The organism is Citrobacter sp. CK195 (genome assembly GCF_030333365.1).
Taxonomy (GTDB): domain Bacteria; phylum Pseudomonadota; class Gammaproteobacteria; order Enterobacterales; family Enterobacteriaceae; genus Citrobacter_B; species Citrobacter_B koseri.
In genome coordinates, this window is sequence record NZ_JAOWGB010000022.1 from 321897 (window position 1) to 347545 (window position 25649).

The window sequence follows — 25649 nt, forward strand, 5'->3', positions numbered from 1 at the left end:
CCTGTGACGCAAATGCCCTCTCCCGTTAAGAAGAGGGCCGCTTATTTAAAAATTAGTGCGCGCCTTTCGCCTGCGCCACAATCTCTTCAACGTTTTCCGGCATGGCTTCATATGGCGTTTCTTTCGCCGTCGGTTTGTCCTCTTTCAGCGCTGCCAGCGCAGTTTTGATTGAGAACAGGGCCAGAACCACCACCACAACCATGAAGAAGATGGTCAGACCGGCATCCAGACGGTTGTTGAACACCAGCTGCGCCAGCTGAGACTGCGTGTACTGCGCAGGAATATCGCCACTGTCGATCATCGCCTGGAATTTATTGGCGATCGCCAGGAAACCAATTTTGGTATCCGGGCTAAACGCTTTCTGCCAGCCTGCGGTCAGCGTACAAATCAGCAGCCAGGCGGTAGGCACCAGCGCCACCCATGCGTAACGCTGACGTTTCATCTTGAACAGTACAACCGCGCAGAGCATCAGCGCCATACCCGCCAGCATCTGGTTCGCGATACCAAACAGCGGCCACAGGGTGTTGATCCCTCCTAACGGGTCCACCACGCCCTGGTGCAGGAAGTATCCCCACGCCAGCACGCACAGCGCCGTCGCTAACAGGTTCGCAGGCAGTGAATCCGTACGTTTCAGACCCGGAGAGACCACGCCCAGCAGATCCTGCAACATAAAGCGCGCCGCACGCGTACCGGCATCAACCGCCGTCAGAATGAACAGGGCTTCAAACAGAATCGCGAAGTGATACCAGAACGCCACATCCATCATACCGCCCAGCGCCCCGTGCAGGATGTAGGCCATCCCCACCGCCAGCGTTGGCGCGCCACCGGCACGAGAAATAATGGATTGTTCGCCCACTTCGTTGGCAATCTGATGCAGCGTATCAGGCGTAATCGCAAAGCCCCAGCTACTGACCACCTGCGCAGCAGAGGCAACCACATCAGCGGTTCCGGCTGGCGCCAGTACAGCCATTGGGCTGTTCATGGCGAAGTAAACGCCCGGATCGATGATACATGCGGAAACCAGCGCCATAATCGCCACGAAGGATTCCATCAACATCCCGCCGTAGCCGATAAAGCAGGCCTGCCCTTCGTTCGCCAGCATCTTCGGCGTGGTGCCGGAAGAGATCAGCGCATGGAAGCCAGACACCGCGCCACAGGCAATGGTGATGAACAAGAACGGGAACAGGTTACCGGTCCACACCGGGCCGGTGCCATCCACAAATTTGGTCAGCGCAGGCATCGTCAGCGTCGGACGCATAATCAGAATGCCGACGGCCAGACCGACAATCGTACCAATCTTCAGGAAGGTTGAGAGGTAATCACGCGGCGCCAGCAGCAGCCATACCGGCAGAACCGCCGCCACAAAGCCGTAGCCCACCAGCATCCAGGTTAACTGTACGCCGGTAAAGTCAAAATACGGCGCCCAGGTTGGACTTTCCGCCACCCAGCCACCGGAGATGATGGCAAAGACAAGGAACACCAGGCCAATAACAGACACCTCGCCAATACGTCCCGGACGCAGGTAACGCAGGTAGACGCCCATAAAAATGGCCAACGGAATGGTGAACGCAACGGTGTACGTCCCCCACGGGCTGTGGGTCAGGGCTTTCACGACGATCATCGCCAGTACCGCAAGGATAATCACCATGATCATGAAACAGGCTACCAGCGCGATCACACCAGCCGTTGGGCCCATCTCTTCTTTAACCAGTTCACCCAGCGAGCGACCGTCACGACGGGTAGAAACAAACAGCACCATAAAGTCCTGCACCGCGCCTGCCAGCACAACCCCGGCAAGCAGCCAGATCATACCGGGCAGATACCCCATCTGCGCCGCCAGCACCGGCCCAACCAACGGCCCTGCCCCGGCAATCGCCGCAAAATGGTGACCGAACAGCACTTTCTTATCGGTAGGTACGTAGTCCAGACCATCGTTATGACGCACCGCAGGCGTCATGCGCGTCGGGTCAACCGCCAGCACATTTTTGGCGATATACAGACCATAAAAACGGTAGGCAATGAGGTAGACACAAACTGACGCCACGACGATCCATAGCGCGTTGATCTGTTCCCCACGGTTTAACGCAATATATCCCAGGGCAAATGCTCCCATAACGGAGAGCAATGTCCAGACGAGGTATTTCCCTGATTTGTTCATAGTTGTTGTCCGTTTGCGTGTTGTGTTCCAGAGAGATGTTACATTTTGTTTCTATAACACCTCTGCTGGTTTTAACAACCTGACAACGCTATAAAACTGATTATTTACATTGCATTGTTAACTGGATCACTTCATTGGTCGGTCAACGCTGCAACATCATTGCATTTTGTTGGGCCTAGCCCATCACCGCCGTCCCCAGGCGGCAGGTACAGCAACGCCGTCCCTGTTCGTCAAAAATCACAATTTCCCAGCTCTGGCTTTGCCGGCCCAGATGCAGCGGCTGGCAAACGCCGCGCACCTTCCCCTGCGACACGGCGCGATGATGCGTGGCATTCAGCTCGGTTCCCACCACGCACTGGCCGTCACGGGTCATCAGATACCCGGCCATTGACCCCAGGGTCTCCGCCAGCGCCGCCGAAGCGCCGCCGTGTAACAGGCCGAAAGGCTGATGCGTTCGCGTGTCGACGGGCATTTCCGCCTCCAGCACGTCATCGCCCAGACGGGTATAGACGATCGCCAGATGCGCCACCATCGTGTTCAGACTGGTGGCGTTCAGCTCATCAAGCGTTAAATGGCGTTTCCAGATCATCGTTACGCTCCCAGGGTTGAACCGCCGTCAACCACAATGTCCTGTAGCGTAATGTGGCTGGCCAGATCGGATGCGAGGAATAAAATGGTATTCGCGATTTCCTGCGGACGCGCGATTTTTCCCAGCGGAATGCCAAGCTTAAACTGCTCGCCAAAGCCACGAATACGCTGTTGCTCCGCATCATCGCTCACCCACAGCGTGCGCTGCATATCGGTATCGGTAGATCCCGGAGAGACGACGTTACAGCGAACGCCGCTGCCCGCCAACTCCAGCCCAACGGTCAGCGCCAGGCTTTTCAGCGCCGCTTTGGACGCGCCATAGGCGCTCATGCCAATGCGCGGCGTGTGCGCCGCATCAGACGCGACGGTAACAATCGCCCCGCCCTGCTGCTGACGAAATTGCGCCATCGTCTGCTGGAAGAGGTTAAACGCGCCGCCGACGTTGACGGCGAACGTCTGTTGCCAGTCCTCGGCGCTTAGCGCATCGGTCACCCCCATCCGTAAAATCCCGGCGGCATTCACCAGCACATCCAGCCGTTCGGTTTGCGCCAGCACGCGCTGGCAAACCTGCGCGACCTGCGCGGCGTCTGCGACATCCAGCACTTCGGTCGCAAAGGGATACGCATCCTGCGTGAACTCGCGATCGAATCCCGTCACCTGCGCGCCAGCCGCAACAAACGCCAACGCCGTGGTATAACCAATTCCTTTTCCCGCGCCGGTCACCCAGACGGTTTTGCCGTTAAAATCCAATCCGGCCATCACTTCACCTCACGGGAAAGCAGCGTCCACCAGGCATCAATCGTCGGGTTTTTCGCCAGCATCACGAAGTCGATATCGCCATGCACTTTACGCCAGCGAGCCGCCAGCGCCATCATACGTACAGAGTCCAGCCCGTAATCAATCAGGTTTTCATCATCCAGCGGCTCGTCGGATTCATCCAGCAGCGGCAGGATCAGCGCCCGCAACTCTGCTTTGCTCGCCGGAACCGGCGTCGGCAGCAGTTCCTGCGTCATCACCACGCGACCGGAGCGACCGGCAACATAGTTAAGCGACATCACATGTTCTTCACGGCTGAAATCGGCCAGCGCATCCGCCACCATAAACGGCTTGATATCGCGCATGAAAGCGTCGGTCGCCGTGGTCATACAGCCAATGTGCGCATACACACCCGTGATAATCAGCTGATTACGCCCGGTTTCTTTTAACATCTGCTCCAGCGGCGAACGGTGAAACGCGCTGTAACGCCATTTCACCAGCACGGTATCCGCCTCGTCCGGCGCCAGCGCATCGACAATCTTTTGCTGCTCGGGAGAACGCGTCAGGCCCGGCCCCCACATATCGTTCAACAGGGCGCGATCTTCATCGCTCTGATCTTTCGGCTGAGCGGTGTAATAGACCGGAATGTTGTGCTCTTTGCAGTACTGACGCAAGGCGGCGATATTCGCGATCACCTGTTCCATCATCGGGCAGTTGTCGCCCCAGAAGCTGACAAAATAATCCTGCATATCGTGGATCAACAGCGCAGCGCGTTCAGGTTCAAAGGCCCAGTTCACTTTATTGGGCGGAATATCGAGCGCGCCAGGCAGCGCGTACGCCTGCAATTTCGGAATTGCCATCTCTCTTTCTCCTTCAGGTCAGTGAACGTGACGCCAGCCACTGACGTAATTGTTTTTTATCGACTTTACCGACCGGGGTCAGAGGCAACGCCTCGACGCACTCCACGCGATCCGGCAATTTGAATTCGGCGACCCCCTGCTCACGCAGGAAGCGGCGTACCTGTACCGCGCGCAGCGGCTCTTTCACCACCAGCCAGGCGCAGCTTTTTTCCCCCATCAGCTCATCTTCCATGCTGACCAGCGCGGCATGGATTACGGCCGGGTGGCGCAGTAACAGGTTTTCAATCTCTTCAGCGGCGATCTTCTCCCCGCCGCGATTGATCTGATCTTTTTCACGTCCCTGCACGGTGATATAGCCATCTGGATCAATGGAGATCAGATCGCCGGAGCAGTAAAAGCCGTTGGCATCAAACGCGCTGGCGTTATGCTCCGGGCTTTTAAAATAGCCGCGAAACGTGTACGGCCCGCGCGTCATCAGGCGTCCCGTTTCCCCCTGCGGCAGCGGATTACCGTCAGCGTCAGCCACCCAGACCTCATCGTCCGGGCACATCGGGCAACCCTGAGTATTGATGATGCGCTCCAGGCTGTCGTCCAGACGGGTGTAATTCACCAGTCCTTCCGCCATGCCAAATACCTGCTGCAACTGACAGCCGATTTCCGCCGGAATACGCGCGGCAAGCGTCGCTGAAAGCCGCGCGCCGCCTACCTGCAACAGTTTCAACGAGGCCAGTTGCGCGTTGCTGCCCCACTCCTGAATCGCCTGCAACCACAGGCTCACCGCAGGCGGCACCAGCGCCGTTGAATTAATCTGATGCTTTTCAATTAACGGGAAACAGAGCGTAGCGCTCGGGTCAGCCGCCAGCACCACCGTTCCCTGGGCCAGAAAGACGCCCAGCGATCCCGGCGAACTCATGGCGTAGTTATGCGCAGCCGGAATCGCGCATAAGAAGCGCGTGGCTTCGGTAAAGTGGCAAATTTCATTGCTGCGGCGCACGCTGTAGTAATAATCATTATGGGTGCGCGGGATCAGCTTCGGCGTTCCGGTTGTACCGCCGGAAAGCTGGAAATAAGCCACCTCATCGGCAGGTGATGGCGTGGCGGTAAAATCAACCGCAGGCTGGTCAATCGCCGTTTGCAGGTTGTGTTCACCCGCATCGTTGAGCAACAGCACCACACGCACAGAATTGTGTTCGGCAATAAACGTATTGAGGAAGTCGTCCCCGGTGAACAGCGCGTGCTGGCGGTCAGCAATCACCAGCGCCGGTTCAATTTGCTTCGCGTAAGCGTTAAGTTCCGTCCGTTGATGGCTGAACAGCGCCAGAACCGGTGCGACGCCGAGCTTCAGCAGGGCGAAGAAAGTGATATACAGCTCCGCCACGTTGCCCAGTTGCACCAGCGCGGTTTCGCCGGGTTTGATCCCCTGACGACGCAGGCTACAGGCCAGATTATCCGCCGCCTGGTTCAGTTCGCGATAGCTCAGGTGTCGATCGCCATCAATCACCGCCGTTTTATCGCTGTCTGCGTGGCGGGTTAAAATATCGGTCAGCGGCAGATCCTGCCAGTACCCTTTTTCACGATAGCGGCGGGCAAACTCCTCCGGCCAACGGGTGAAAGGAATGGTCATCATCGCTCCTTAATGCAGTCCAAAAACGTTCAACATGGTAGAAAGCTTCACGCCGGTCTCACGCCACTCCGCGACCGGAGACGAAGCAGGCACAATCCCGGCGCCCGCGAACAGGCGAACCTGGTTTTGTCGCAGCTTCGCGCAACGGATCGTCACGACCCACTCGCCGTTTCCTTCAGCGTCACACCAGCCGACGATGCCGCCGAACAGTTCACGATCGAATGGCTCCAGTTCAGCAATTAATTTTTTCGCCACCTGATGCGGGAAACCGCTCAACGCAGGCGTCGGATGCAGCAGACACGCCAGCGTCAGGGCATTTTCTTCCGCATTCGCCTTACCTTCGAACGGCGTACCGAGATGCCATAACGTCGGGGTGGTGATCAATTGTGGAGATGCGGGCAGCTGTAATTCACTGCTGCGGTCGCGCAGCACCGTCTTCATGGCCTGAGTGACCAGCTCATGTTCGTGTCTGTCTTTTTCAGAAGCCAGCAGTCGGTTGCCCGCTTCACGATCCAGCACATCATCAGGCTGGCGACGCGCCGACCCGGCCAACGGCAGCGAACTAAAGCGCTCGCCCTCTTTACGCAGCAGCAATTCCGGGCTGGCGCCAAGCAGCACGCCGCCATCCTCCAGAGGCACATGGAAGTTGTAACTCACCGGATTCTGCGCCACCAGCCGCTCCAGCAGCGCGCCGCTGTCAATGGTGGCATCGGTCGTAATATCAATCAGGCGTGACAGAACCACTTTGTCGACTTCAGGCGTCGCCGTCAGCGCTGCCGCGCGCGCCACCATAGCTTCAAACGTTTCCTGTTCAGGGATACTTTTACGATCAACAACATTCAGTGCCTGATGCCCGGTAAAGTAACGCGAGGATTGTTGCTTTGCCGGTCGGGAGAAGGTCTGCCAGGACTCAGGAATGAACAGCGAGGATGGCTGGCGGGTATCGAAGGGGATAGCGCCGACCATAACAGGATTTGCGATACCCTGCGCTCTGGCGTCGGCAAAGGCTTGCTGTAATTTTTGTTGGAAGGGGCTGTCTAACGAATCCCCGTCAACCGCTGGTTCAGCGAAACGGGCGAAGCATCCTGACGTCGTAAAGCTGCGATACGGCGACATAAAGAAAAAGCGATCGGGGGTGAGCGTTGCCATTTTCTGCTGAACTTCCTCGGCCAGTGACGTATCCATATCATCCTCCAAAAATGATAAAGGCTTTAATAATGATTATCATTTATATTTTCGGGCGCTAACCTAAAAGTAAACAGACAGCATGTCAACTCTTGGGGTAGCACAATGTGCGACTTAGACTTGCATCCCTTCCCGCTAACAATGAAAATGAGAAGCATTAACTCCATTAATAACAGGACGCTGATTCGTGAGACTTCCCCTGCTTTGCAGAACATCCCTGATACTGGTTGGGCTTTTCATTTCAGGAATTTCTTTAGGTCATGCCGCTGACTGGCCGCGCCAGATCACCGACAGCCGCGGCACACATACGCTGGACCATAAACCTGAACGTATCGTCTCTACCAGCGTGACCCTGACGGGCTCGCTGCTGGCGATTGATGCTCCCGTTGTCGCCAGCGGAGCGACCACCCCTAACAACCGCTTTGCCGACGATCGGGGATTTCTGCGTCAATGGAGCGACGTTGCGAAAGCGCGCAAGCTGGCGCGCCTGTACATCGGCGAACCAAGCGCTGAAGCCGTTGCCGCACAAATGCCGGACCTTATTCTGATTAGCGCAACCGGCGGCGACTCTGCGCTGGCGCTGTACGATCAGCTTTCTACTATTGCCCCTACGCTTATCATCAATTACGACGATAAAAGCTGGCAGTCTCTGCTGACGCAACTGGGCGAGATCACCGGTCAGGAAAAACAGGCCGCTGCGCGCATCGCGGAATTTGATAAACAACTGGCGACCGTTAAACAACAGCTCACATTACCGCCGCAACCGGTCAGCGCGCTGGTCTACACCGCAGCCGCACACAGCGCCAACCTGTGGACGCAGGATTCAGCCCAGGGCAAGCTGATGGAACAGTTAGGCTTTACGCTGGCGCCCCTCCCTGCCGGACTGCAAACCAGTAAAAGCCAGGGCAAACGTCATGACATCATCCAGCTTGGCGGGGAAAACCTGGCGGCAGGTCTGAACGGCGAAGCGCTGTTCCTGTTTGCCGGTGACAGCAAAGATGCCGACGCTATTTACGCCAACCCACTGCTTGCTCACCTGCCTGCCGTGCAAAACAAACGCGTTTATGCGCTGGGCACCGAAACGTTCCGTCTGGACTACTACAGCGCAACGTTACTGCTTAACCGTCTCGCCGCGCTGTTTTAATTTATTTGCCGGATAGCGGCCAATGCCCTGTCCGGCCTGCATTTTAAAGCGGTGCGCCATCTGGCACCGGCGGCGGCTGGCGAAAACGACGCAACTCGCCCAGCATCAGCATTAACAACAACCCAACGATCACCAGCCCAAACCCGCTCACGCTCGCTGACGCAACCGGCGTCATCATGGCGCCCAGCCCGCCCAACAGCGCTGCGCCTATGGCGTCGCCGGTCACGTTTTGCGCCGTCCACAGGCCGTTGATTCGCCCGAGCATGGCTTCCGGCGTTTGCGTCTGCAACAGGGTGTATTGCAGTAACGAGCTAATCGCGCTGAGCCAGCCAAACAGCGCCAGACAGATCACCCCGAGCAGCCAGACAGGCATCAGCCCAAACAACCCAATCGCCAGGAACGACCCTACGGTGGAAACCAGCATCAACAATCCAGGGCGAACGCTGTGCGCCAGTTGCCCGCTGGTTAACGCGCCAACAGCCGCCCCCAATGGGATAGCGGCATAAAGTAAACCAATTTGCGCGGCGGACATGTGCCAGTTAATCGCCAGCGCCGGATAAAGCACGCGCACCGCGCTTGCCATCGTCAAGAGTCCGCCAAGCAACGCAATGCCGCCAATGAGCGGGCTGGAGAGCAAGAAACGGAACGCCGCCAACAGCGATTTCAACGGATGCTCACGCGGTTGCGGCGGCGGCGGGAGCGCCGGAAGGCTCAGCAACGGCAGCAGCGTGATAAATGTTCCTGCCGCCGCCAGACCGTAGTTCCAGGCCACGCCGCCGGTAGCCAGCAATACGCCGCCCAGCATCGGTGAAATCACCGATCCCAGACGCACCGTCAGCATCGTAATCGCCCCGGCCTGCATAAGGTTTTCTCGCCCTACCAGCGCAGGCGTCGCCGCCAGTAGCGCCGTAACCCCCAGCGAGGCAAAAAAGCCATCCCACAGACCGAGCAGATAGATTGCCAGCAGCGAAGGTTCCGGCAACAGCGCGTTCAGACACAGGCCAATAAAGCCAATACCGCAGGTGCCGCGCGCCAGCAGGATCACCTTTTTACGTTCATAACGATCCGCCAGCACGCCGCCGACCATCAGGCCAACAAACATCGCGCTGCCGGTCAGCGTCACCGACAGACCAACCTGCCACGTCGAGTGGGTCATCATCTGGATCTGTACCGGCACCGCTACGCCCAGCAGACCCAGCGAGACAATAGAGATAAAACGGGCGAGGAAGACAGCGCGAAATGCAGGGTGCGTCTTCAACAGGCTGAGATTCAGCAGCCAGGATTGTCGATTCATTACAACGCCTTAATGCGAACTTTTTTTAAATATCCATTCAATGGCTGCACATGCTAACATAACCGAATAAGATCGATAACGATAATTACTATCATTATCAGGGAAGTTGATATGTCATGCTCTGTTTCCGTGACACGCGCCATCGCCGTGCCCGGCTTGTTGTTATTACTTATTCTCGCCACGGCATTAAGTCTGGCTATCGGCGCAAAATCACTGCCTGCGTCCGTCGTACTTGAAGCAATTACCGGCACCTGCCAAAGCGCTGACTGCACCATCGTGCTGGACGCGCGGTTGCCGCGCACGCTGGCTGGCCTGTTGGCTGGCGGCGCACTGGGGCTCGCCGGGGCGTTAATGCAAACGCTCACCCGCAACCCGCTTGCCGACCCGGGCATTCTCGGCGTCAATTCCGGAGCCAGTTTCGCGATCGTACTCGGCGCGGCGCTGTTTGGTTTTTCCTCTCCGCAGGAACAATTGCTGATGGCGTTTGCCGGGGCGCTGGTCGCCTCGCTGATTGTCGCCTTTACCGGCAGTCAGGGTGCCGGGCAGTTAAGCCCGGTTCGCCTTACGCTGGCGGGTGTCGCGCTCGGCGCAGTGCTGGAGGGGCTTTCCAACGGTATCGCGTTGCTGAACCCGGATGTGTACGATCAGCTCCGTTTCTGGCAGGCCGGCTCGCTGGACATTCGCAGTCTGCAAACGCTCAAGGTTATTGTCGTGCCGGTGCTGATTGCTGGTGCTACCGCGCTGTTTCTCAGCCGCGCGCTGAACAGCCTGAGTCTCGGTAGCGATACTGCCACCGCGCTGGGCAGCAAAGTGGCGCGTACCCAGCTCATCGGCCTGCTGGTGATTACCGTGTTATGCGGCAGCGCGACGGCGGTTGTTGGCCCCATCGCGTTTATCGGTCTGATGATGCCGCACATGGCCCGCTGGCTGGTGGGGGCGGATCACCGCTGGTCGCTGCCGGTCACGTTGCTGGCGACCCCGACCCTGCTGCTGTTTGCCGATATTATCGGGCGACTCATCGTTCCCGGTGAATTGCGCGTTTCGGTTGTCAGCGCCTTTCTCGGCGCGCCAGTGCTTATTTTCCTCGTGCGGCGCAAGCAGCGCGGAGGTGCCGTATGATGCACCTTTCCCGCCGCCTGATCATAAGTTGTCTGTTGCTGGTGCTCGGCTGTATCGCTGTCGGCTTGTGGAGCCTGCGCAGCGGCGCCGTTACGCTGGAAGTCTCGCAAATCATCAATGCGTTGCTGGGAGACGCCCCGCGCAGCATTACCCTGGTGGTGACCGAATGGCGTCTGCCTCGCGTGCTGATGGCGCTGCTGATTGGCGCCGCGTTGGGCGTCAGCGGCGCGATTTTTCAGTCGTTGATGCGCAACCCGCTGGGTAGCCCGGACGTAATGGGTTTTAACACCGGGGCCTGGAGCGGCGTACTGGTGGCAATGGTGCTGTTTGGCCAGAACCTGACGGCGATCGCGATGGCGGCGATGGCTGGCGGGATTCTCACCTCGCTGATCGTCTGGCTGCTTGCCTGGCGCAACGGCATTGAGACCTTCCGGCTGATTATTATCGGCATCGGCGTGCGCGCCATGCTGGTGGCGTTCAACACCTGGCTGCTGTTACAGGCGTCGTTAGAAACGGCCCTCTCCGCCGGATTGTGGAACGCCGGGTCGCTCAACGGACTGACCTGGGCCAAAACGTGGCCCTCGGCACCGCTGATCGTTCTGATGCTGGCGTGTGCCACATTGCTGGTACGCCGTCTGCGCTTGCTGGAAATGGGCGATGACAGCGCCTGCGCGCTTGGCGTCAGCGTTGAACGTTCCCGGTTAATGATGATGCTGGTCGCCGTGGTGCTGACCGCCGCCGCGACGGCGCTCGCAGGCCCGATCTCTTTCATTGCGCTGGTTGCGCCGCACATCGCGCGGCGCCTTAGCGGCACGGCACGCTGGGGGTTAACCCAGTCCGCATTGTGCGGCGCGCTATTGCTGCTGGCCGCCGACCTGTGCGCCCAACAACTGTTTATGCCTTACCAGCTTCCGGTAGGCGTTGTCACCGTAAGCCTCGGCGGTATTTACCTTATCGTCTTGTTAATTCAGGAGTCCCGCAAAAAATGACCGAATCAGTAGCCCGTTTGCGTGGCGACCAGTTAACGCTGGGTTATGGCAAGTATACCGTCGCGGAAAATCTGAATGTTTCTATCCCGGATGGTCACTTCACTGCCATTATTGGGCCGAATGGCTGCGGCAAATCAACGTTATTGCGTACGCTAAGCCGTCTGATGTCGCCCATACATGGCCACGTCTGGCTCGACGGCGAGCATATTCAGCACTACGCCAGTAAAGAGGTAGCGCGACGAATCGGCCTGCTGGCGCAAAACGCCACCACGCCGGGCGATATCACCGTACAGGAGCTGGTTGCCCGGGGCCGCTATCCGCATCAGCCTTTGTTTACCCGCTGGCGCAAAGAAGACGAAGACGCCGTCGCCGGTGCGATGCGCGCCACGGGGATTACCCACCTGGCGACGCAAAGCGTGGACACGCTTTCCGGCGGGCAGCGGCAGCGAGCATGGATAGCCATGGTGCTGGCGCAGGAAACGTCCATCATGTTGCTGGATGAACCGACGACCTGGCTGGACATCAGCCACCAGATCGATCTGCTGGAGCTGTTGAGCGAGCTGAATCGCGAGAAAGGTTACACCCTCGCTGCGGTTCTGCACGACCTTAACCAGGCCTGCCGGTACGCCACGCATTTAATCGCGTTACGTGAAGGCAAGATCGTCGCAGAGGGAGCGCCAAAGGAGATTGTGACAGCGGATCTTATTGAGAAAATTTATGGATTACGTTGCACGATCATCGACGATCCGATCGCCGGAACGCCACTGGTTGTACCGCTGGGTCGCCCGAAGTAATCTCAATGGCGGAGGGTTAACCATGCAGGCCCGGTCAGCGACAGCGCCACCGGGCGATTTGCCGGATGGCGCTTAGACTAACCGTTCTTCCAGTTGAATCGCATCATCCAGTTTACGGGACAGCATGGCATGACGCAGCAGAACACCGCCGCACGCGATCATACCGCCCAACAACGCAGCCAGAATCACGATCAACGCTTTGCCCGGGCCGTCTTTTTTCACTGGCAGCGAAGGCGATAGCTGATATTTAAACGGCATAAATTTCACATCATTGATATTCATCGCGGTCAGTTGCTCTACGTAATACTGGCGATTGCGTATTTCAGCGTTAATTTCCGCAACGTCCGTGACGGACTTTTCAATTTGCAATTTTTGCGCAATACCGTCGGCGCCCAGAGAAATAGAGAAATCCGGGTCGTCTTTTACCGCCTGACCATTACTGTAGACCGGCTTCTTAATCCCGGCGGCGTTGGCAATCTCCAGGGAATAATTGAGTCGCTGAATGTTCGCATCAAGCTGGTTGCGCAATCTCACCCGGTCCATCGCCAGTTTTTCTTTCTCGAAATGCGTTCTGGTGTCCAGCTGGTTACGAATATTCTCCAGCGTCTCTTTCACGACGATGTCCGATACATACTGGATATAGCCGGCCAGCACCTTCTGCGCCTCTTCTTTCGTTGGCGCAGTAAAACTCAATGTCCACGAGGTAAATAACGACGTCTCGTTTTTCTTACCGGCGTTGGTATCCACCGCGTTCATCTTTTCACTGAGCGCAACAATCGCCCGATGCAGTTCCATTTCATCAATATCCGCCCCTTTTAATTGATCCATCACATACGGGGAGGCGCGAAGATATTCATCCAGCAGCGATGTTGAGCTGAACTTCTTAATGAAAAGCGTAAAGACGGCGTCTCGCTGCAAATTAATGTCGAGGTTCAGCACACGCAATGTGGTCAGCGTTTTTTCCAGTTCCTGCCACTGTACGGCCTCTGCCGGGGTGACAATCGCCCGACTGGTCCATTTCTGCGGCAGAATAAAGGACAGCAGAATACCTGCCAGCGCAAACGCAAAAACAGTCGCAATAATGCGATTTTTCGCCCGCCATAAAACATCAACCAGGCTTAACAAATCAATTTCATTACTGTTTGACGGCGCTAACGGATAGCCAGTAAATTCCGAATCTTTTTCCTGCTTAACATTGAGTGATGACATGTTGTGTAACCTGACATTGAGTCCAATGAATAAAAACATCCTTTCTAATATTCTAACAGCATCTCAGAATTATCCGAAACGTTCTTTGCCTGTTCCCACAGGTAGCATGCAACTTTCGGAATTTCACTAACCGTCTGATTATGTTTCACTTATGTTAAATCAATGCTGAAGACAAATAAAAAGCCCATAATAATTGGTAGCTATTATGGGCATCAGTAGAATTAGATTTTTAAAGGCGTCAGAACGCTTCGCTTACTGGTCGAGCAATGCGCGAATAATCGGCCCGATATTCTCAAACGCGGCAGGTGAAATAATATCGACGTGGGCGCAATCCTGGCGATAGATATCCAGTTCTGCCATCCACGGCGCCCAGCTGCGTTCAGGGCTTATTCCTTCCGGCAGGGTGCGCTCCGCGACAAACAGCGTCGCGCATCCATCGAACGGTACGCTATGCGCGGTTGTCAGAAGCCGCACGGCATCGGCGTAGTTTCCTTCGATGGTGCTGAATAACTCCCCGGAGGCATTTCCCTGTTGCGCAGCAAGGAACGCTTCGCGTTCACGCGCGATCTCCGCTAACACTTCAGGGTCCAGACCATTGGCCTCTTTTTCCTGCCAGTTTTGCGTTTCCGGCGGCCAGGTATCCAGCAGCCCGAGGAAGGCAACCGTTTCGCCACGCGCACGCAAGCGCGCCGCAATGCCCTGGGCCAGCGTTCCGCCCAGCGAATACCCCAGCAGGTAGTAAGGCCCGTGCGGCTGCTGCGCCAGCAGCGTTTCCAGATGACGCTCGCACACCTCATCCAGATTCGTGGCCGTTTGCATTGGTCCATCAGGCCTTGGCGACTGAATCCCCGTAATCGACCAGTGTGGGCTGAGATAACGTGCCAGCACGCTAAACTGCCAGGCAAAACCGGACGCCGGATGGAAGCAGAATAACGTTGGTCCACTGCTTTCACGCAGCGGCAGGAGCGTTTCAAAGCCCAGACGCTGAGACTGCTCGTCATCGGCGGAATCCAGCAACGCGCTAAGCTGACCAACGGTTGACGCCACCATCACCTGCCCCGGTGTCACCTGACGCCCGGACGCGCGACTCAACTGCGCGGCGAGTTTCATCGCTAGTAACGAATGCCCGCCCAGCGCAAAGAAGTCGACCTCCACATCATTGACCTCACAACCCAGCAGGCCGGCAAAGGCGTCAGCCACCGTTTTTTCCGTCCCTGGCAATGGCGCGCGCCCCGGCGTACGTTGCGTCAGTTGCGGCATCGGCAGCGCTTTACGATCCAGTTTCCCGTTTGCGCTGAGCGGCAGTTCCGCAAGCTGTAGCAGAACCACAGGCACCATATGCGGCGGTAATGTCTCGCGTAACCGTTCCTGAAGCACCGGAATATCCAGCGGTAAGCCGGACTGTGACACCAGATAGCCTACCAGTTGGCGGGCATCGCCTCCTGTCGCGGCCGCCTGGTTAAACACGCAGGCGTGAGCCACGGCGTGCTCGACGTCCGGCAGCGTTTGCATAACCCGATCAATCTCGCCCAGTTCAATGCGCTGACCACGAATTTTTAGCTGATCGTCGCTGCGGCCAAGGTACTCTACCGCGCCATTTTCCAGCCAGCGCGCCACGTCTCCGGTGCGATACATGCGTTCGCCCGGCATAAACGGATCGGCAATAAAGCGACTCGCCGTCAGATCCGGGCGCCCCAGATACCCCTGCGCCAGCTGGATGCCGGTCAGGTATAAATCACCCGCGGTGCCCGGCGGCACCGGGCGCATCATCGCATCAAGAATGCGCAGCCCGGTATTCCAGACCGGATAGCCAATCGGCACGCTGTTTCCGGTGACATCCGCCAGTTCTTTGCCGCAGGCGGGATACCAGCTGACATCCACCGCCGCTTCCGTCGGCCCGTACAGATTGTGCAGCGGCGCGCCGGTCAACTGTTCCCACTCGCGGCACAGCCCGGCGGGCAGCGCCTCGCCGCTACAAAATACGCGCTGTAGCGTAGCGCAGCTTTCATGAGCGGATTCAGGGGTGAGCGAGGCGACGAACGCCGCCAGCATTGACGGGACAAAGTGGGTGGTGGTCACACCATACTTCGCAAAGAAATGCTGCATGGCAATCGGATCGCGGTGCGCGTCCGGCTCCGCCATCACCAGTTTCGCCCCGGCAATAAACGGCCAGAAGAACTCCCACACCGAAACATCGAAACTGCACGGCGTTTTTTGTGCGACCACATCCTCTGCCGTTAACGGATAGTGATCCTGCATCCACAGCAGGCGATTCACGATCGCGGTTTGCCCGACCATTACCCCTTTCGGCCTGCCGGTCGAACCGGATGTAAAGATGATGTATGCCGTGTGGTGCGGCAACGACAACGCCAGCGATTCAGCGCCGCTCGTCGGCAGCAGCGCGTTGTAGCACAGGCTTTCTACGCCGGGGATATCGTTAAATCGCGGCAGTTGTTCTGCGGTTGTGATCAGTAATTTCGGTTGCGCGTCTTCGAGCATCATTCGCAGACGATCGTCTGGATACCCCGTATCTAACGGCAGCCAGGCGGCTCCGGCCTCCACAATACCGTGCAGCGCCAGCGTCAGGAAAACCGAGCGCGGCAACGCCACCGCGACGCTGTCGCCCGGTTTAACGCCACGTTCACGCAGCAGGTGCGCCAGAGCGATCACCTGCTCGCGCATCTCCTGATAACTGAGCTGATGGCGCGCATCAGCCAGCGCGGGCGCGTCCGGCGTTTTGCGTGTCTGTTCGTCAACCAGCGCGCTGAGCGTCGTGAGCGGTATGCTTACCGCCGTATCATTAATCTGCGCCAGTTGCGCATATTCGGCAGGCAGGAGCATTTCGGCATCGCCGCAGCGCAGCGCCGGATTGTCCGCAAACTGGCGTATCAGCGCCGTCAGCCGTGACGCATGGCAGGATAACGTCGCCTCATCATAGCGCTGTTTGTTGGCTAAGATTTCAATGCTCAGGCCGCCCTCTTCATCCGGGAACAGCGCCAGTTCAAGATCGTTAACCGGGCCGGTCGCCAGCGTATGGGTTTGCGCCTGTACACCGGGAATATCCAGTTGATAATCAAAGACCTTCACGTTCAGTACCGGGCCAAACAGCGGCTCTTCACCCGCCGCGCGGCCGCTGTCGCGAACGATCTGTTCGGCGTCATAACGCTGATGGCGACGCATTTTTTTCATCTGCCCGGCAAGACGCGTCGCCAGTTCCGGCAGCGTTTCCGCCGCATTAATGCTTACCCCTAACGGCAGGACGTTCAGTACCGGGCCGGTCGCCGTTAACGCCGCCGATCCCATACGCCGCATGAATATAAATCCGGCGGCATAGTCCATCCGACCGCACAGGCGGCCCAGCCATAGCGCCACCAGCGCCAGCGCTAAATCCGCACGCTGAATATCAGACATACGTGCCGCCAGCTGACGGAAAACACCGTCGGGCACATCCAGTTTCATACGCAAAATATCGGCGCTGGCCGCCCGCCCGGGAAGCGGCGCAGCCGACAGCGAAGCGGGAGGCGGCAACTGGCGACGCTGCTCCGCCCAGAAGGCGCCATCGCGTTGATAAGCCTCACTATCACGGTAACGCTGATACTCCTCCACCACGTCAGCAAATGGCGTAAACGGCGAGTCGGGCGTCGGGGCGTTACACTGCCAGGCGCGGTAAATCGCCGCGATCTGACGGGTTATCGCCGGGAAACTGAAGCCATCCACCAGTAGATGGTGATAACGCTGATACCAGTACCAACGGGTATCATCGACCTGAATCAACTGGTGGAACGCCAGCGGTTTGCCGCCATCAACGCGTAAATTTTGTCGCAGATCGGCCTGCATCCGCGCCAGCGCCGCCGCATGCGGATCGGGCTCGTCACGCAGATCGATAAGCTCGGGTTGTGCAAACGTTAATGCCGGGTCCACCCACTGCCAGACCTCGCCGTTATCTTCAGTAAATCGCATACGGAGGGTATCCGCTTGCGCCATACCGGTTACAACCGCCTGCGCCAGCAGAGGGGCATTCAGCGTGCCGTGTAATTCCACATAGTGCGCCACGCTCCAGGCGGAAGGCAGCGTAGAGAGTTTTTCCGCCATCCAGATCCCTGGCTGGGCGGCCACTAACGGTAAACGCGTGGTCATTGAGCCTCCTGCGCAGCGGCGTAATGGGCGGGAGTTAGCGTGGTCCAGTGCGCATCCAGCCACTGCTGGCAAAGCGCCTGCGATTGCGGTTCGCACACCACCTGCCAGCCCGCAGGGAGAGAACACTGCTGTGGCCAGAGGCTAAATTGACGCTGCGGGTTTTGCAGAATGTAAAATTGTCCCTGCGGGTTATCGAAGGGATTACTGAATTCCATACTCAACTCCTGTCGTGGAAAATCGCCAGCTACAGCGTGTCGGTTAACGGTTGCCAGAGGGTCATCAACCCCTGCATTAATCCGCCACGCCAGCAAAGCGCATCATGTCCGCCGTCAACCTGACGCCAGAAAACCGACTGCTGCGTAGTGTGTAGTTGGCTGTAAAGCGCCTGATTCGCCCGGAAAATAAGCGGCTCTCTGATACCGGCCTCCAGCACGATGCGCAATCCTCTGGCGGTCAATGTGCCCGCCTTCAGTTGTTCAATAATCTCGCCTTCCCGATCTGCGCCGCGCTGCGGCCACCAGAACGATCCCGACTGGCTCAGTACGCAGCCAAAGCGCTCAGGCCAGTTCAGACCGGCATACAGCGAGGAGAGCCCGCCAAAACTCTGCCCGGCGACGACCGTCCTTTTTGCACAATCGCTGAATGGCGCAACGGTTTTCACCAGCGGCAGGAGTTCTTGTTGTACCGCCAGCCAGAAATCGGCATTGCAGGGCAGTTCACGGCTACGGTGGGGGGTATCAATGGCATCAATCAGCAGGTAGACCGCAGGAGGGAGCTGACGCCGCCGGGTCAGTGAGGTGAGCGCGGGCCAGACGGGCATGCTTTCCGCCCAAAACTGCCCGTCGAGCAGAATCGCTAGCGGACGTTCAGGCCGGGCGTCGCCGGTCGTGAACACCCACACGCGACGCGTATTGCCCAGCCGCTCGCTGCGCCATTGCAAACATACCGGGGGAGCTGACGGATTTTCAGGCTTATCCCAGCCGGGTTGCACTGGCGCGTCTGGCATTTCCAGCGCGGAAACCGCATGGCCCCGCCCCCCCTTCCAGCTCACCGGGTTAAGAGGATCGGCAATCGCCTGCGGCAATAACTGACGCCAGCCTTCACGCAGCGTGGTTCTGTCAGGCGTTTCATCTACTGCCAGAGAAGCAAAAATATCATCGCGTTCAGAAGGGATGAAACAGTAACTGCCACGCCAGTCGGCGCTTAATGTCGTGCTCCATCGCCAGACATCCGTGCCCGCAATACGCTGCATGGATTGCGGAACCGCATTCTGGTGATGGTCGGTGACGCCCGTAATGTAGACCCATACGCGGCGAATTGAAGAGCGGCTTTCCGTTCCCTGCGGATCGCGCCACCAGAAAGTCACCCGATATTTTTCGTCTGTTTCACGCTCCCATTCGGGACCGTGTTTTGACTGCCACCAGGTCTCACTTCCTGTCGTTAACGCCGTCACCGTCATAACCTCATGTTTATTGTGTAATTTTTTATTTAATGATGAAATATATTGATAATATTATTGATAACTATTTTCATTTGCAATAGCGTATTGTCGCGCCGTGGGAAGCGCGAACATTATTTCACCACCCAGGCTGGGTCTCTCATTCGTGCATTGACGCCACGTTCAAATGAGAAACACAACCTGAAACCTGCACTGCGTGCTTTTTCTGGAATGTATGGCTTTCGCAGATGCGGGCGACATCAGGCTAAACACCTCACCACGAGAGTTTGGCGCATGTGGCTAAATAAAGATAAGCAGGAAACACAATGAACAATAAGATTCATTCCCTGGCCTTACTGGTCAATCTGGGAATTTATGGGGTCGCTCTGCCTGTTATGGCGGAGGAGACCACTGATAGCGCAGCGCTTCATGAAGACACCATCGTGGTCACCGCCGCCCAGCAGAACCTCCAGGCACCGGGCGTATCGACCATTACCGCCGACGAAATCCGTAAAAATCCTCCCGCTCGCGACGTTGCCGAAATCATCCGCACCATGCCGGGCGTGAACCTGACCGGTAACTCAACCAGCGGCCAGCGCGGCAACAACCGCCAGATCGACATTCGCGGCATGGGCCCGGAAAACACCCTGATTCTGATCGACGGCAAACCGGTGACCAGCCGCAACTCCATCCGTCTGGGCTGGCGCGGCGAGCGTGACACCCGTGGCGATACCGGTTGGGTGCCACCAGAGATGATCGAACGCATTGATGTGATTCGTGGCCCTGCGGCAGCACGTTACGGCAACGGCGCAGCGGGCGGCGTGGTAAACATCATCACCAAGAAATTCGACGATCAGTGGCACGGTTCGTGGAACACCTATCTGAATGCGCCGGAACACAAAGACGAAGGTTCCACCAAGCGCACCAACTTTAGCCTGAGCGGCCCGCTGGGCGGCGAATTCAGCTTCCGCATGTACGGCAACCTGGATAAAACTCAGGCCGACGCCTGGGACATCAACCAGGGCCATCAGTCTGAGCGTACCGGCGCCTACGCCAACACCCTGCCAGCAGGTCGCGAAGGGGTTGAAAACAAAGATATTAATGGTGTCGTACGTTGGGATTTCGCGCCAATGCAGGCGCTGGAGTTTGAAGCAGGCTACAGCCGCCAGAACAACCTTTACGCGGGTGACACCCAAAACACCAATAACGACAATGCCCTGGTGAAGAAAAACTACGGTAAAGAGACTAACCGTATTTATCGCCAGAACTTCGCAGTGACCTGGAACGGCGGCTGGGATAACGGTATCACCACCAGCAACTGGGCACAGTACGAACACACCCGCAACTCGCGTCTGGGCGAAGGGCTGGCGGGCGGTCTCGAAGGGTTGTTCAACAGCGACGAATTCACCGACACCGACCTGGCCGACGTGATGTTGCACAGTGAAATTAACCTGCCGCTTGATTTCATCGTTAATCAAAACCTGACGCTGGGTACTGAGTGGAACCAGCAGCGTATGAAGGATTCCGCCTCGAATACTCAGGCTCAACAGGGCGGAGCCATTCCAGGCATGAGCGACGACCGCAGTCCGTACTCATCCGCAGAAATCTTCTCCCTGTTTGCCGAGAACAACATGGAGATAACTGACAGCACCATGCTGACCCCGGCGCTGCGCTTCGATCACCACACTATCGTCGGCAACAACTGGAGCCCGTCCCTGAACCTGTCGCAGGCGCTGGGCGATGATTTCACCCTGAAGATGGGTATCGCCCGTGCCTATAAAGCACCGAGCCTCTATCAGACCAACCCGAACTACCTGCTGTACAGCAAAGGCCAGGGTTGCTATGCAAGCTCCGATGGCGTCGGTTGCTACATGATGGGTAACGATGACCTGAAAGCGGAAACCAGCGTCAACAAAGAGATTGGTCTTGAGTGGAAACACGACGGCTGGCAGGCCGGTGTGACCTGGTTCCGTAACGACTACCGCGATAAGATTGAAGCGGGCTATGCGCCAGTCGGCCATACCTCTTCAGGTAAAGTGCAAACCGATATCTACCAGTGGGAAAACGTGCCGAAGGCCGTGGTAGAAGGTCTGGAAGGATCGTTGAATATTCCGGTCAGCGATGCGATAAACTGGACCAACAACATTACCTACATGCTACAGAGCAAGAACAAAACAACCGGCGATCGTCTGTCGATCATCCCGGAGTACACGCTGAACTCAACCCTGAGCTGGCAGGTACATCAGGATGTGTCAGTGCAGTCAACCTTCACCTGGTACGGCAAGCAGCAGCCGAAGAAATACAACTATAAGGGCCAGCCTGCTACCGGCTCTGAGAAAGATGAAGTCAGCCCGTACAGCATTGTCGGCCTGAGCGCGACCTGGGACGTAACCAAAAACGTCAGCCTGACCGGCGGCGTGGATAACGTCTTCGACAAGCGTCAATGGCGTGCGGGGAATGCCCAGACCACGGGTAACGACGCGACCGGCGCTTATATGTACGGTGCAGGTGCTTACACCTACAACGAACCGGGTCGTACATGGTACATGGGCGTTAACACGCGCTTCTGATAACGACCACCCTCTCCCTGAACGGGGAGAGGGTTTTTATGAGAAACCATGCAAACCACTTACACCGCCCTCTCTTTTTCCCGCCACAAACTTCATCTTATCGGGTTCGATATCGATAGCTTCCACGAACACGATCTGCTCTTGTTGCCGCACCATGCGCAGCTGCTTCCCGCCGGGCGAAAACGTCAGACTGAACATTTAGCGGGACGTCTCGCCGCGTTTCATGCTCTGACTGAATATGGGCACAAAACCGTACCCGCTATCGGCGATAAACGGCAGCCCTTGTGGCCGGAAGGCCTGTTCGGCAGTATCAGCCACAGCGCCGCCACGGCGCTGGCAGTCGTCTCCCTCACTCCGGTAGGGGTTGATATCGAAGCAATCTTCACGCCTCAAACGGCGGCAGAACTCACCAGCAGTATCGTCGATAACGATGAACAACGCGTTTTACAGCGCAGTTCCCTCCCTTTTCCGCTCGCGTTAACCCTGGCGTTTTCCGCCAAAGAGAGCGTCTATAAAGCGTTCTCCGATCGCGCGGCAACGTTACCGGGTTTTGCCAGCGCCAGGATCGTTTCAGTGACGAAAACACATCTAACCATGCAAATGACGTCGGCGTTTTCGCCGCAGCTTGCTGATTGCACAGTGGATATTTCGTGGCGTGAGTACGACGGTCAGGTCATTACGCTCTGCGCGTCCGCCCTGTAGAATTTGCCCGCAGCCATTGCTGACTGCGGAGCACAAGAATTGCCATAAAAGCGTACTTCGTCAGCATATATCGCCTCCATGCGAAGAAGAGACTAACAAGCCGAATTGTCGTGTTCGGGTTGTTAGCCTCAAGGTTGACGGAACTATTTTCAGAAAACGTGAGATCCGCTTACATTCCCGGGAACAACACCCCGTTGCCAGGCGCCTCACGATCCAGATGAATAAAGTTCAGATGACGTTCATACTGATCGAGAATGTCCGTAATCACCTGCTCTTTGCTGTAGTCCATCAGGTCATTTCCCTGGCTTCCTTCCAGCAGGAACGTTTCCAGCCGGTAATAGCTCGACTTGCCGCTACGCGCCCGGTAGGTAAAGCCGGGGATTGCGTACTGCTGCGGCCAGATCTGATAGATAAAGTTGCGCTCATCGCCCATATGAACCCGCAGATCCAGATGACCAAGGTTTTCCCCTTCCTGCGGCGGCATACTTTTCAACTCCACCGATGCGCCGCGCAGTTGCAGCTCATGGGCGACCTCTTCCATTGCCGGGAAACATACCTTCTCCATCATTTCGCGGGTATAGCGCGTTCCCGGGTAGTTCATCAGGCGCGACAGTCGTTTTTTCCAGCTCAGCCGGTCCTGCACGCCCATCGGACGCGGCGCGGTATGACGACTGGCGCTTTCCCGACGATAATCTTCAACTTTCAATGACTTATACAATCCCGCCATAATGAAGAAGATCACAAAACTAAACGGCAGCCCCATGATTACCGTCGTGTTTTGCAGCGCTGAAATCCCGTTGGTCATCAGCATCCCCAGCGTCAGCAGGCCAATCGCTACCGACCAGAAAACACGCAGCCAGGCTGGCGCATCGCTGTTGATGTCTTTCAGTTTTGAGGTGAAATTGCCCAGCACCAGCGCACCGGAGTCCGCCGATGTCACATAGAACAACAGACCGGTGATTGTGGCGACAGACGCGCTGAAGGTGAAGGCCGGATACTGCGCCAGCAGGCTATAAAAGCCGCGCTCAGGGTGCGCCATCGCTTCCTCGGCAAAACCGGCATCGCCATGAATGATTTCATACAGCGCGCTATTGCCAAACACCGACAGCCACAGCAGGGTGAAAGTGAACGGGATAATCAACGTACCGAAGACAAACTGGCGAATGGTACGGCCACGCGAAATACGCGCCAGGAACAGCCCGACAAACGGCGACCACGCAACCCACCACGCCCAGAAAAAGAGCGTCCAGTTGTTCATCCACTCAACCGGCCTGTCGAACGCAAAGCTGTTCAACGTCATCCCCATAAAGCGGTTAACGTAGTCGCCCACATTCAGCACCAGCGCATTGAGCAGGAATGAGGTGTCCCCCATAAACAGCACAAAGAGGATCAACCCCAGCGCCAGCAGCACATTCAGCTCCGACAGAACCCGAATGCCTTTGTCCACGCCAGAAGTCACCGAGATCGTGGCGATCACCACCGACAGCACAATCAGCGCCGCTTTGGCCGCCATTGAATCCGGGATATCAAACAGCACGCTCAGACCGTAGTTGAGCTGCACCACACCAATCCCCAGCGTCGTGGCGATACCAAAGATGGTGCCGATAACCGCGGCAATATCCACGCTATGCCCAATCGGCCCGTTTATGCGCTTACCGAAGATTGGATAGAGCGCTGAGCGAATGGTCAGCGGCAGGTTATAGCGATAGCTAAAGTAGCCAAGCGCCATCCCCATTAACGCATACATCGACCAACCGGTCAGGCCGTAGTGAAACAGCGTCCAGACCATCGACTGGCGGGCAGCTTCAATGGTCTGCCCTGCGCCTTCCGGCGGCTGCATATATTGGGTGACGGGCTCCGCCACCGAGAAGAACATCAGGTCGATGCCAATCCCGGCGGCGAAAAGCATTGCCGCCCAGCTTAGCAGACTAAATTCCGGCTTTGACTGCTCAGGCCCGAGCTTGACGGAACCGAAACGCGAGCAGGCAATGAATATGACAAAAACGATATAGAGCGTGGCGGCCAGCAGATAGTACCAGCCAAACGTTCTGGAGACCCAGTTCAGCGTGCGGCCGATCCAGACTGCGGAGAAATCACTAAAAAAAATGGTCGTCAGGGAAAACAACAAAATCAGTCCGGCAGACGTATAAAACACGACGGGATTGATTTTGTCCTTTTCTCTGTTCTGAGCAAGGTTCGTCATCGATTACCTCTGATTAAGTAACGGTGACTACTCTGTCGAGCAGCTAACTTTTTGAGATTCTGTAAGGCGATGGCATTTTTAACAGATTTGCAAAAATAGCCTTATTAACAGAAATGATGATATTTTCAATTTATTGTTTTTATTAAGTTTATCTAATACCCCATTACATTCTCCTTACCTGTTAACCGCCAAATTGATAACAATTAAGACACATTTTATATTGAACGTCCAATCAAAAAACGGTTTAATACATAACCATAACTGATGACTGGAGCGATAAAAATGCCCAAAGTGGGGATGCAAACCCTTCGTCGCAGGCAACTGATTGACGCCACCCTGGAGGCCATTAATGAAGTCGGAATGCATGACGCAACCATTGCGCAAATAGCCCGACGAGCAGGCGTGTCGACCGGCATCATCAGTCACTATTTCAAGGATAAAAATGGATTGCTGGAAGCGACGATGCGCGACATCACCAGCCAGCTTCGCTATGCCGTCCTGCGTCGGTTGCACGCCCTTCCAGAGGCCAGCGCTGAATTGCGTTTGCGCGCCATCGTAGCGGGCAACTTTGACGACAGCCAGATAAGCCAGGCTGCGATGAAAGCCTGGCTCGCATTCTGGGCAAGCAGCATGCATCAGCCGATGCTCTACCGCCTGCAACAGGTCGCCAGCAAGCGGCTGCTGTCGAACATTGTGTATGAATTCAGGCGCGAACTTCCGCGCCAGCAGGCTCAACAGGCCGGTTATGGCCTGGCGGCGCTTATCGATGGACTGTGGCTACGCGCCGCGCTGAGCGGAAAACCGTTTAATCTCAGTCTCGCTCAGGCGCTGACCACCCATTTCATCAGTCAGCATTTGCCGAACGCCACTGACTAACCG

General features: G+C 56.9%; 19 protein-coding genes. 7 read left to right on the forward strand and 12 right to left on the reverse strand.

The annotated features are described in order from the left end of the window. Positions 1-52: 52 nt before the first annotated feature. From cstA to entC, 6 genes are all read right to left on the reverse strand, one after another. Entirely contained in the window at positions 53-2158 is a 2106-nt protein-coding gene (cstA, locus tag OGX93_RS06490; protein ID WP_012133391.1) for a pyruvate/proton symporter CstA, read from the reverse strand. A 175-nt stretch (positions 2159-2333) separates the two neighbouring features. Beyond that, entirely contained in the window at positions 2334-2747 is a 414-nt protein-coding gene (gene entH, locus OGX93_RS06495) for a proofreading thioesterase EntH (protein ID WP_134769641.1), read from the reverse strand. Between the two features lie 2 nt (positions 2748-2749). Next, entirely contained in the window at positions 2750-3505 is a 756-nt protein-coding gene (gene entA / locus OGX93_RS06500; protein WP_112002157.1) for a 2,3-dihydro-2,3-dihydroxybenzoate dehydrogenase EntA, read from the reverse strand. Continuing rightward, the gene (locus OGX93_RS06505) at positions 3505-4362 is read right to left on the reverse strand and encodes an isochorismatase (RefSeq protein WP_047458220.1); all 858 of its coding nucleotides are present in this window, start codon (positions 4360-4362) and stop codon (positions 3505-3507) included. The genes entA and OGX93_RS06505 overlap by 1 nt, the downstream gene beginning before the upstream one ends. Before the next feature lie 13 nt (positions 4363-4375). Continuing rightward, positions 4376-5986 carry a (2,3-dihydroxybenzoyl)adenylate synthase EntE gene (entE, locus tag OGX93_RS06510; protein ID WP_112002156.1) on the reverse strand — a complete coding sequence of 537 codons (1611 nt, stop codon included), beginning with the start codon at positions 5984-5986 and terminating at the stop codon, positions 4376-4378. A 9-nt stretch (positions 5987-5995) separates the two neighbouring features. After that, positions 5996-7171 (reverse strand): isochorismate synthase EntC, encoded by a 1176-nt coding sequence (gene entC, locus OGX93_RS06515; RefSeq protein WP_060815865.1) that lies wholly within the window; start codon positions 7169-7171, stop codon positions 5996-5998. A 187-nt stretch (positions 7172-7358) separates the two neighbouring features. Between entC and fepB the strand changes: the two genes are divergently transcribed. Beyond that, entirely contained in the window at positions 7359-8315 is a 957-nt protein-coding gene (fepB, locus tag OGX93_RS06520; protein ID WP_110494549.1) for a Fe2+-enterobactin ABC transporter substrate-binding protein, read from the forward strand. Positions 8316-8358: 43 nt separating this feature from the next. Here fepB and entS read toward each other — a convergent pair whose 3' ends face one another. Next, positions 8359-9609, reverse strand: a complete 1251-nt coding sequence (gene entS, locus OGX93_RS06525; protein WP_286449690.1) for an enterobactin transporter EntS — start codon at positions 9607-9609, stop codon at positions 8359-8361. Between the two features lie 111 nt (positions 9610-9720). Between entS and fepD the strand changes: the two genes are divergently transcribed. From fepD to fepC, 3 genes are read left to right on the forward strand one after another with little or no spacing between them, the layout of a single operon-like run. After that, positions 9721-10728: a Fe(3+)-siderophore ABC transporter permease gene (gene fepD, locus OGX93_RS06530; RefSeq protein WP_058668750.1), complete on the forward strand. Its 1008-nt coding sequence runs from the start codon at positions 9721-9723 to the stop codon at positions 10726-10728. Then, entirely contained in the window at positions 10725-11717 is a 993-nt protein-coding gene (gene fepG / locus OGX93_RS06535) for an iron-enterobactin ABC transporter permease (RefSeq protein WP_214143458.1), read from the forward strand. Before fepD ends, fepG begins: the two co-directional genes overlap by 4 nt. Beyond that, positions 11714-12511 carry an iron-enterobactin ABC transporter ATP-binding protein gene (fepC, locus tag OGX93_RS06540; RefSeq protein ID WP_058668748.1) on the forward strand — a complete coding sequence of 266 codons (798 nt, stop codon included), beginning with the start codon at positions 11714-11716 and terminating at the stop codon, positions 12509-12511. The genes fepG and fepC overlap by 4 nt, the downstream gene beginning before the upstream one ends. A gap of 72 nt (positions 12512-12583) precedes the next feature. On the opposite strand, the gene wzz(fepE) is transcribed toward fepC, so the two are convergent. From wzz(fepE) to fes, 4 genes are all read right to left on the reverse strand, one after another. Next, entirely contained in the window at positions 12584-13720 is a 1137-nt protein-coding gene (gene wzz(fepE) / locus OGX93_RS06545) for an LPS O-antigen length regulator Wzz(fepE) (RefSeq protein WP_047458238.1), read from the reverse strand. Positions 13721-13972: 252 nt separating this feature from the next. Further along, the gene (gene entF, locus OGX93_RS06550) at positions 13973-17857 is read right to left on the reverse strand and encodes an enterobactin non-ribosomal peptide synthetase EntF (protein ID WP_286449689.1); all 3885 of its coding nucleotides are present in this window, start codon (positions 17855-17857) and stop codon (positions 13973-13975) included. Further along, a complete protein-coding gene (locus OGX93_RS06555) occupies positions 17854-18072 on the reverse strand; it encodes an MbtH family protein (RefSeq protein ID WP_058668745.1) in 219 nt (72 codons plus the stop codon). The genes entF and OGX93_RS06555 overlap by 4 nt, the downstream gene beginning before the upstream one ends. A 29-nt stretch (positions 18073-18101) precedes the next feature. Next, the gene (fes, locus tag OGX93_RS06560) at positions 18102-19316 is read right to left on the reverse strand and encodes an enterochelin esterase (protein ID WP_104868942.1); all 1215 of its coding nucleotides are present in this window, start codon (positions 19314-19316) and stop codon (positions 18102-18104) included. Between the two features lie 305 nt (positions 19317-19621). On the opposite strand from fes, the gene OGX93_RS06565 reads away from it, so the two are divergent. Beyond that, positions 19622-21865 carry a TonB-dependent siderophore receptor gene (locus tag OGX93_RS06565; RefSeq protein ID WP_012133407.1) on the forward strand — a complete coding sequence of 748 codons (2244 nt, stop codon included), beginning with the start codon at positions 19622-19624 and terminating at the stop codon, positions 21863-21865. A gap of 48 nt (positions 21866-21913) precedes the next feature. Beyond that, the gene (gene entD, locus OGX93_RS06570) at positions 21914-22567 is read left to right on the forward strand and encodes an enterobactin synthase subunit EntD (protein ID WP_286449688.1); all 654 of its coding nucleotides are present in this window, start codon (positions 21914-21916) and stop codon (positions 22565-22567) included. Between the two features lie 169 nt (positions 22568-22736). On the opposite strand, the gene OGX93_RS06575 is transcribed toward entD, so the two are convergent. After that, the gene (locus tag OGX93_RS06575) at positions 22737-24770 is read right to left on the reverse strand and encodes a choline transporter (protein ID WP_047458253.1); all 2034 of its coding nucleotides are present in this window, start codon (positions 24768-24770) and stop codon (positions 22737-22739) included. Between the two features lie 282 nt (positions 24771-25052). On the opposite strand from OGX93_RS06575, the gene betI reads away from it, so the two are divergent. Further along, complete coding sequence (gene betI / locus OGX93_RS06580) at positions 25053-25646, forward strand: transcriptional regulator BetI (RefSeq protein ID WP_024130562.1); 594 nt, start codon at positions 25053-25055, stop codon at positions 25644-25646. The last annotated feature ends 3 nt before the right edge of the window (positions 25647-25649 follow it).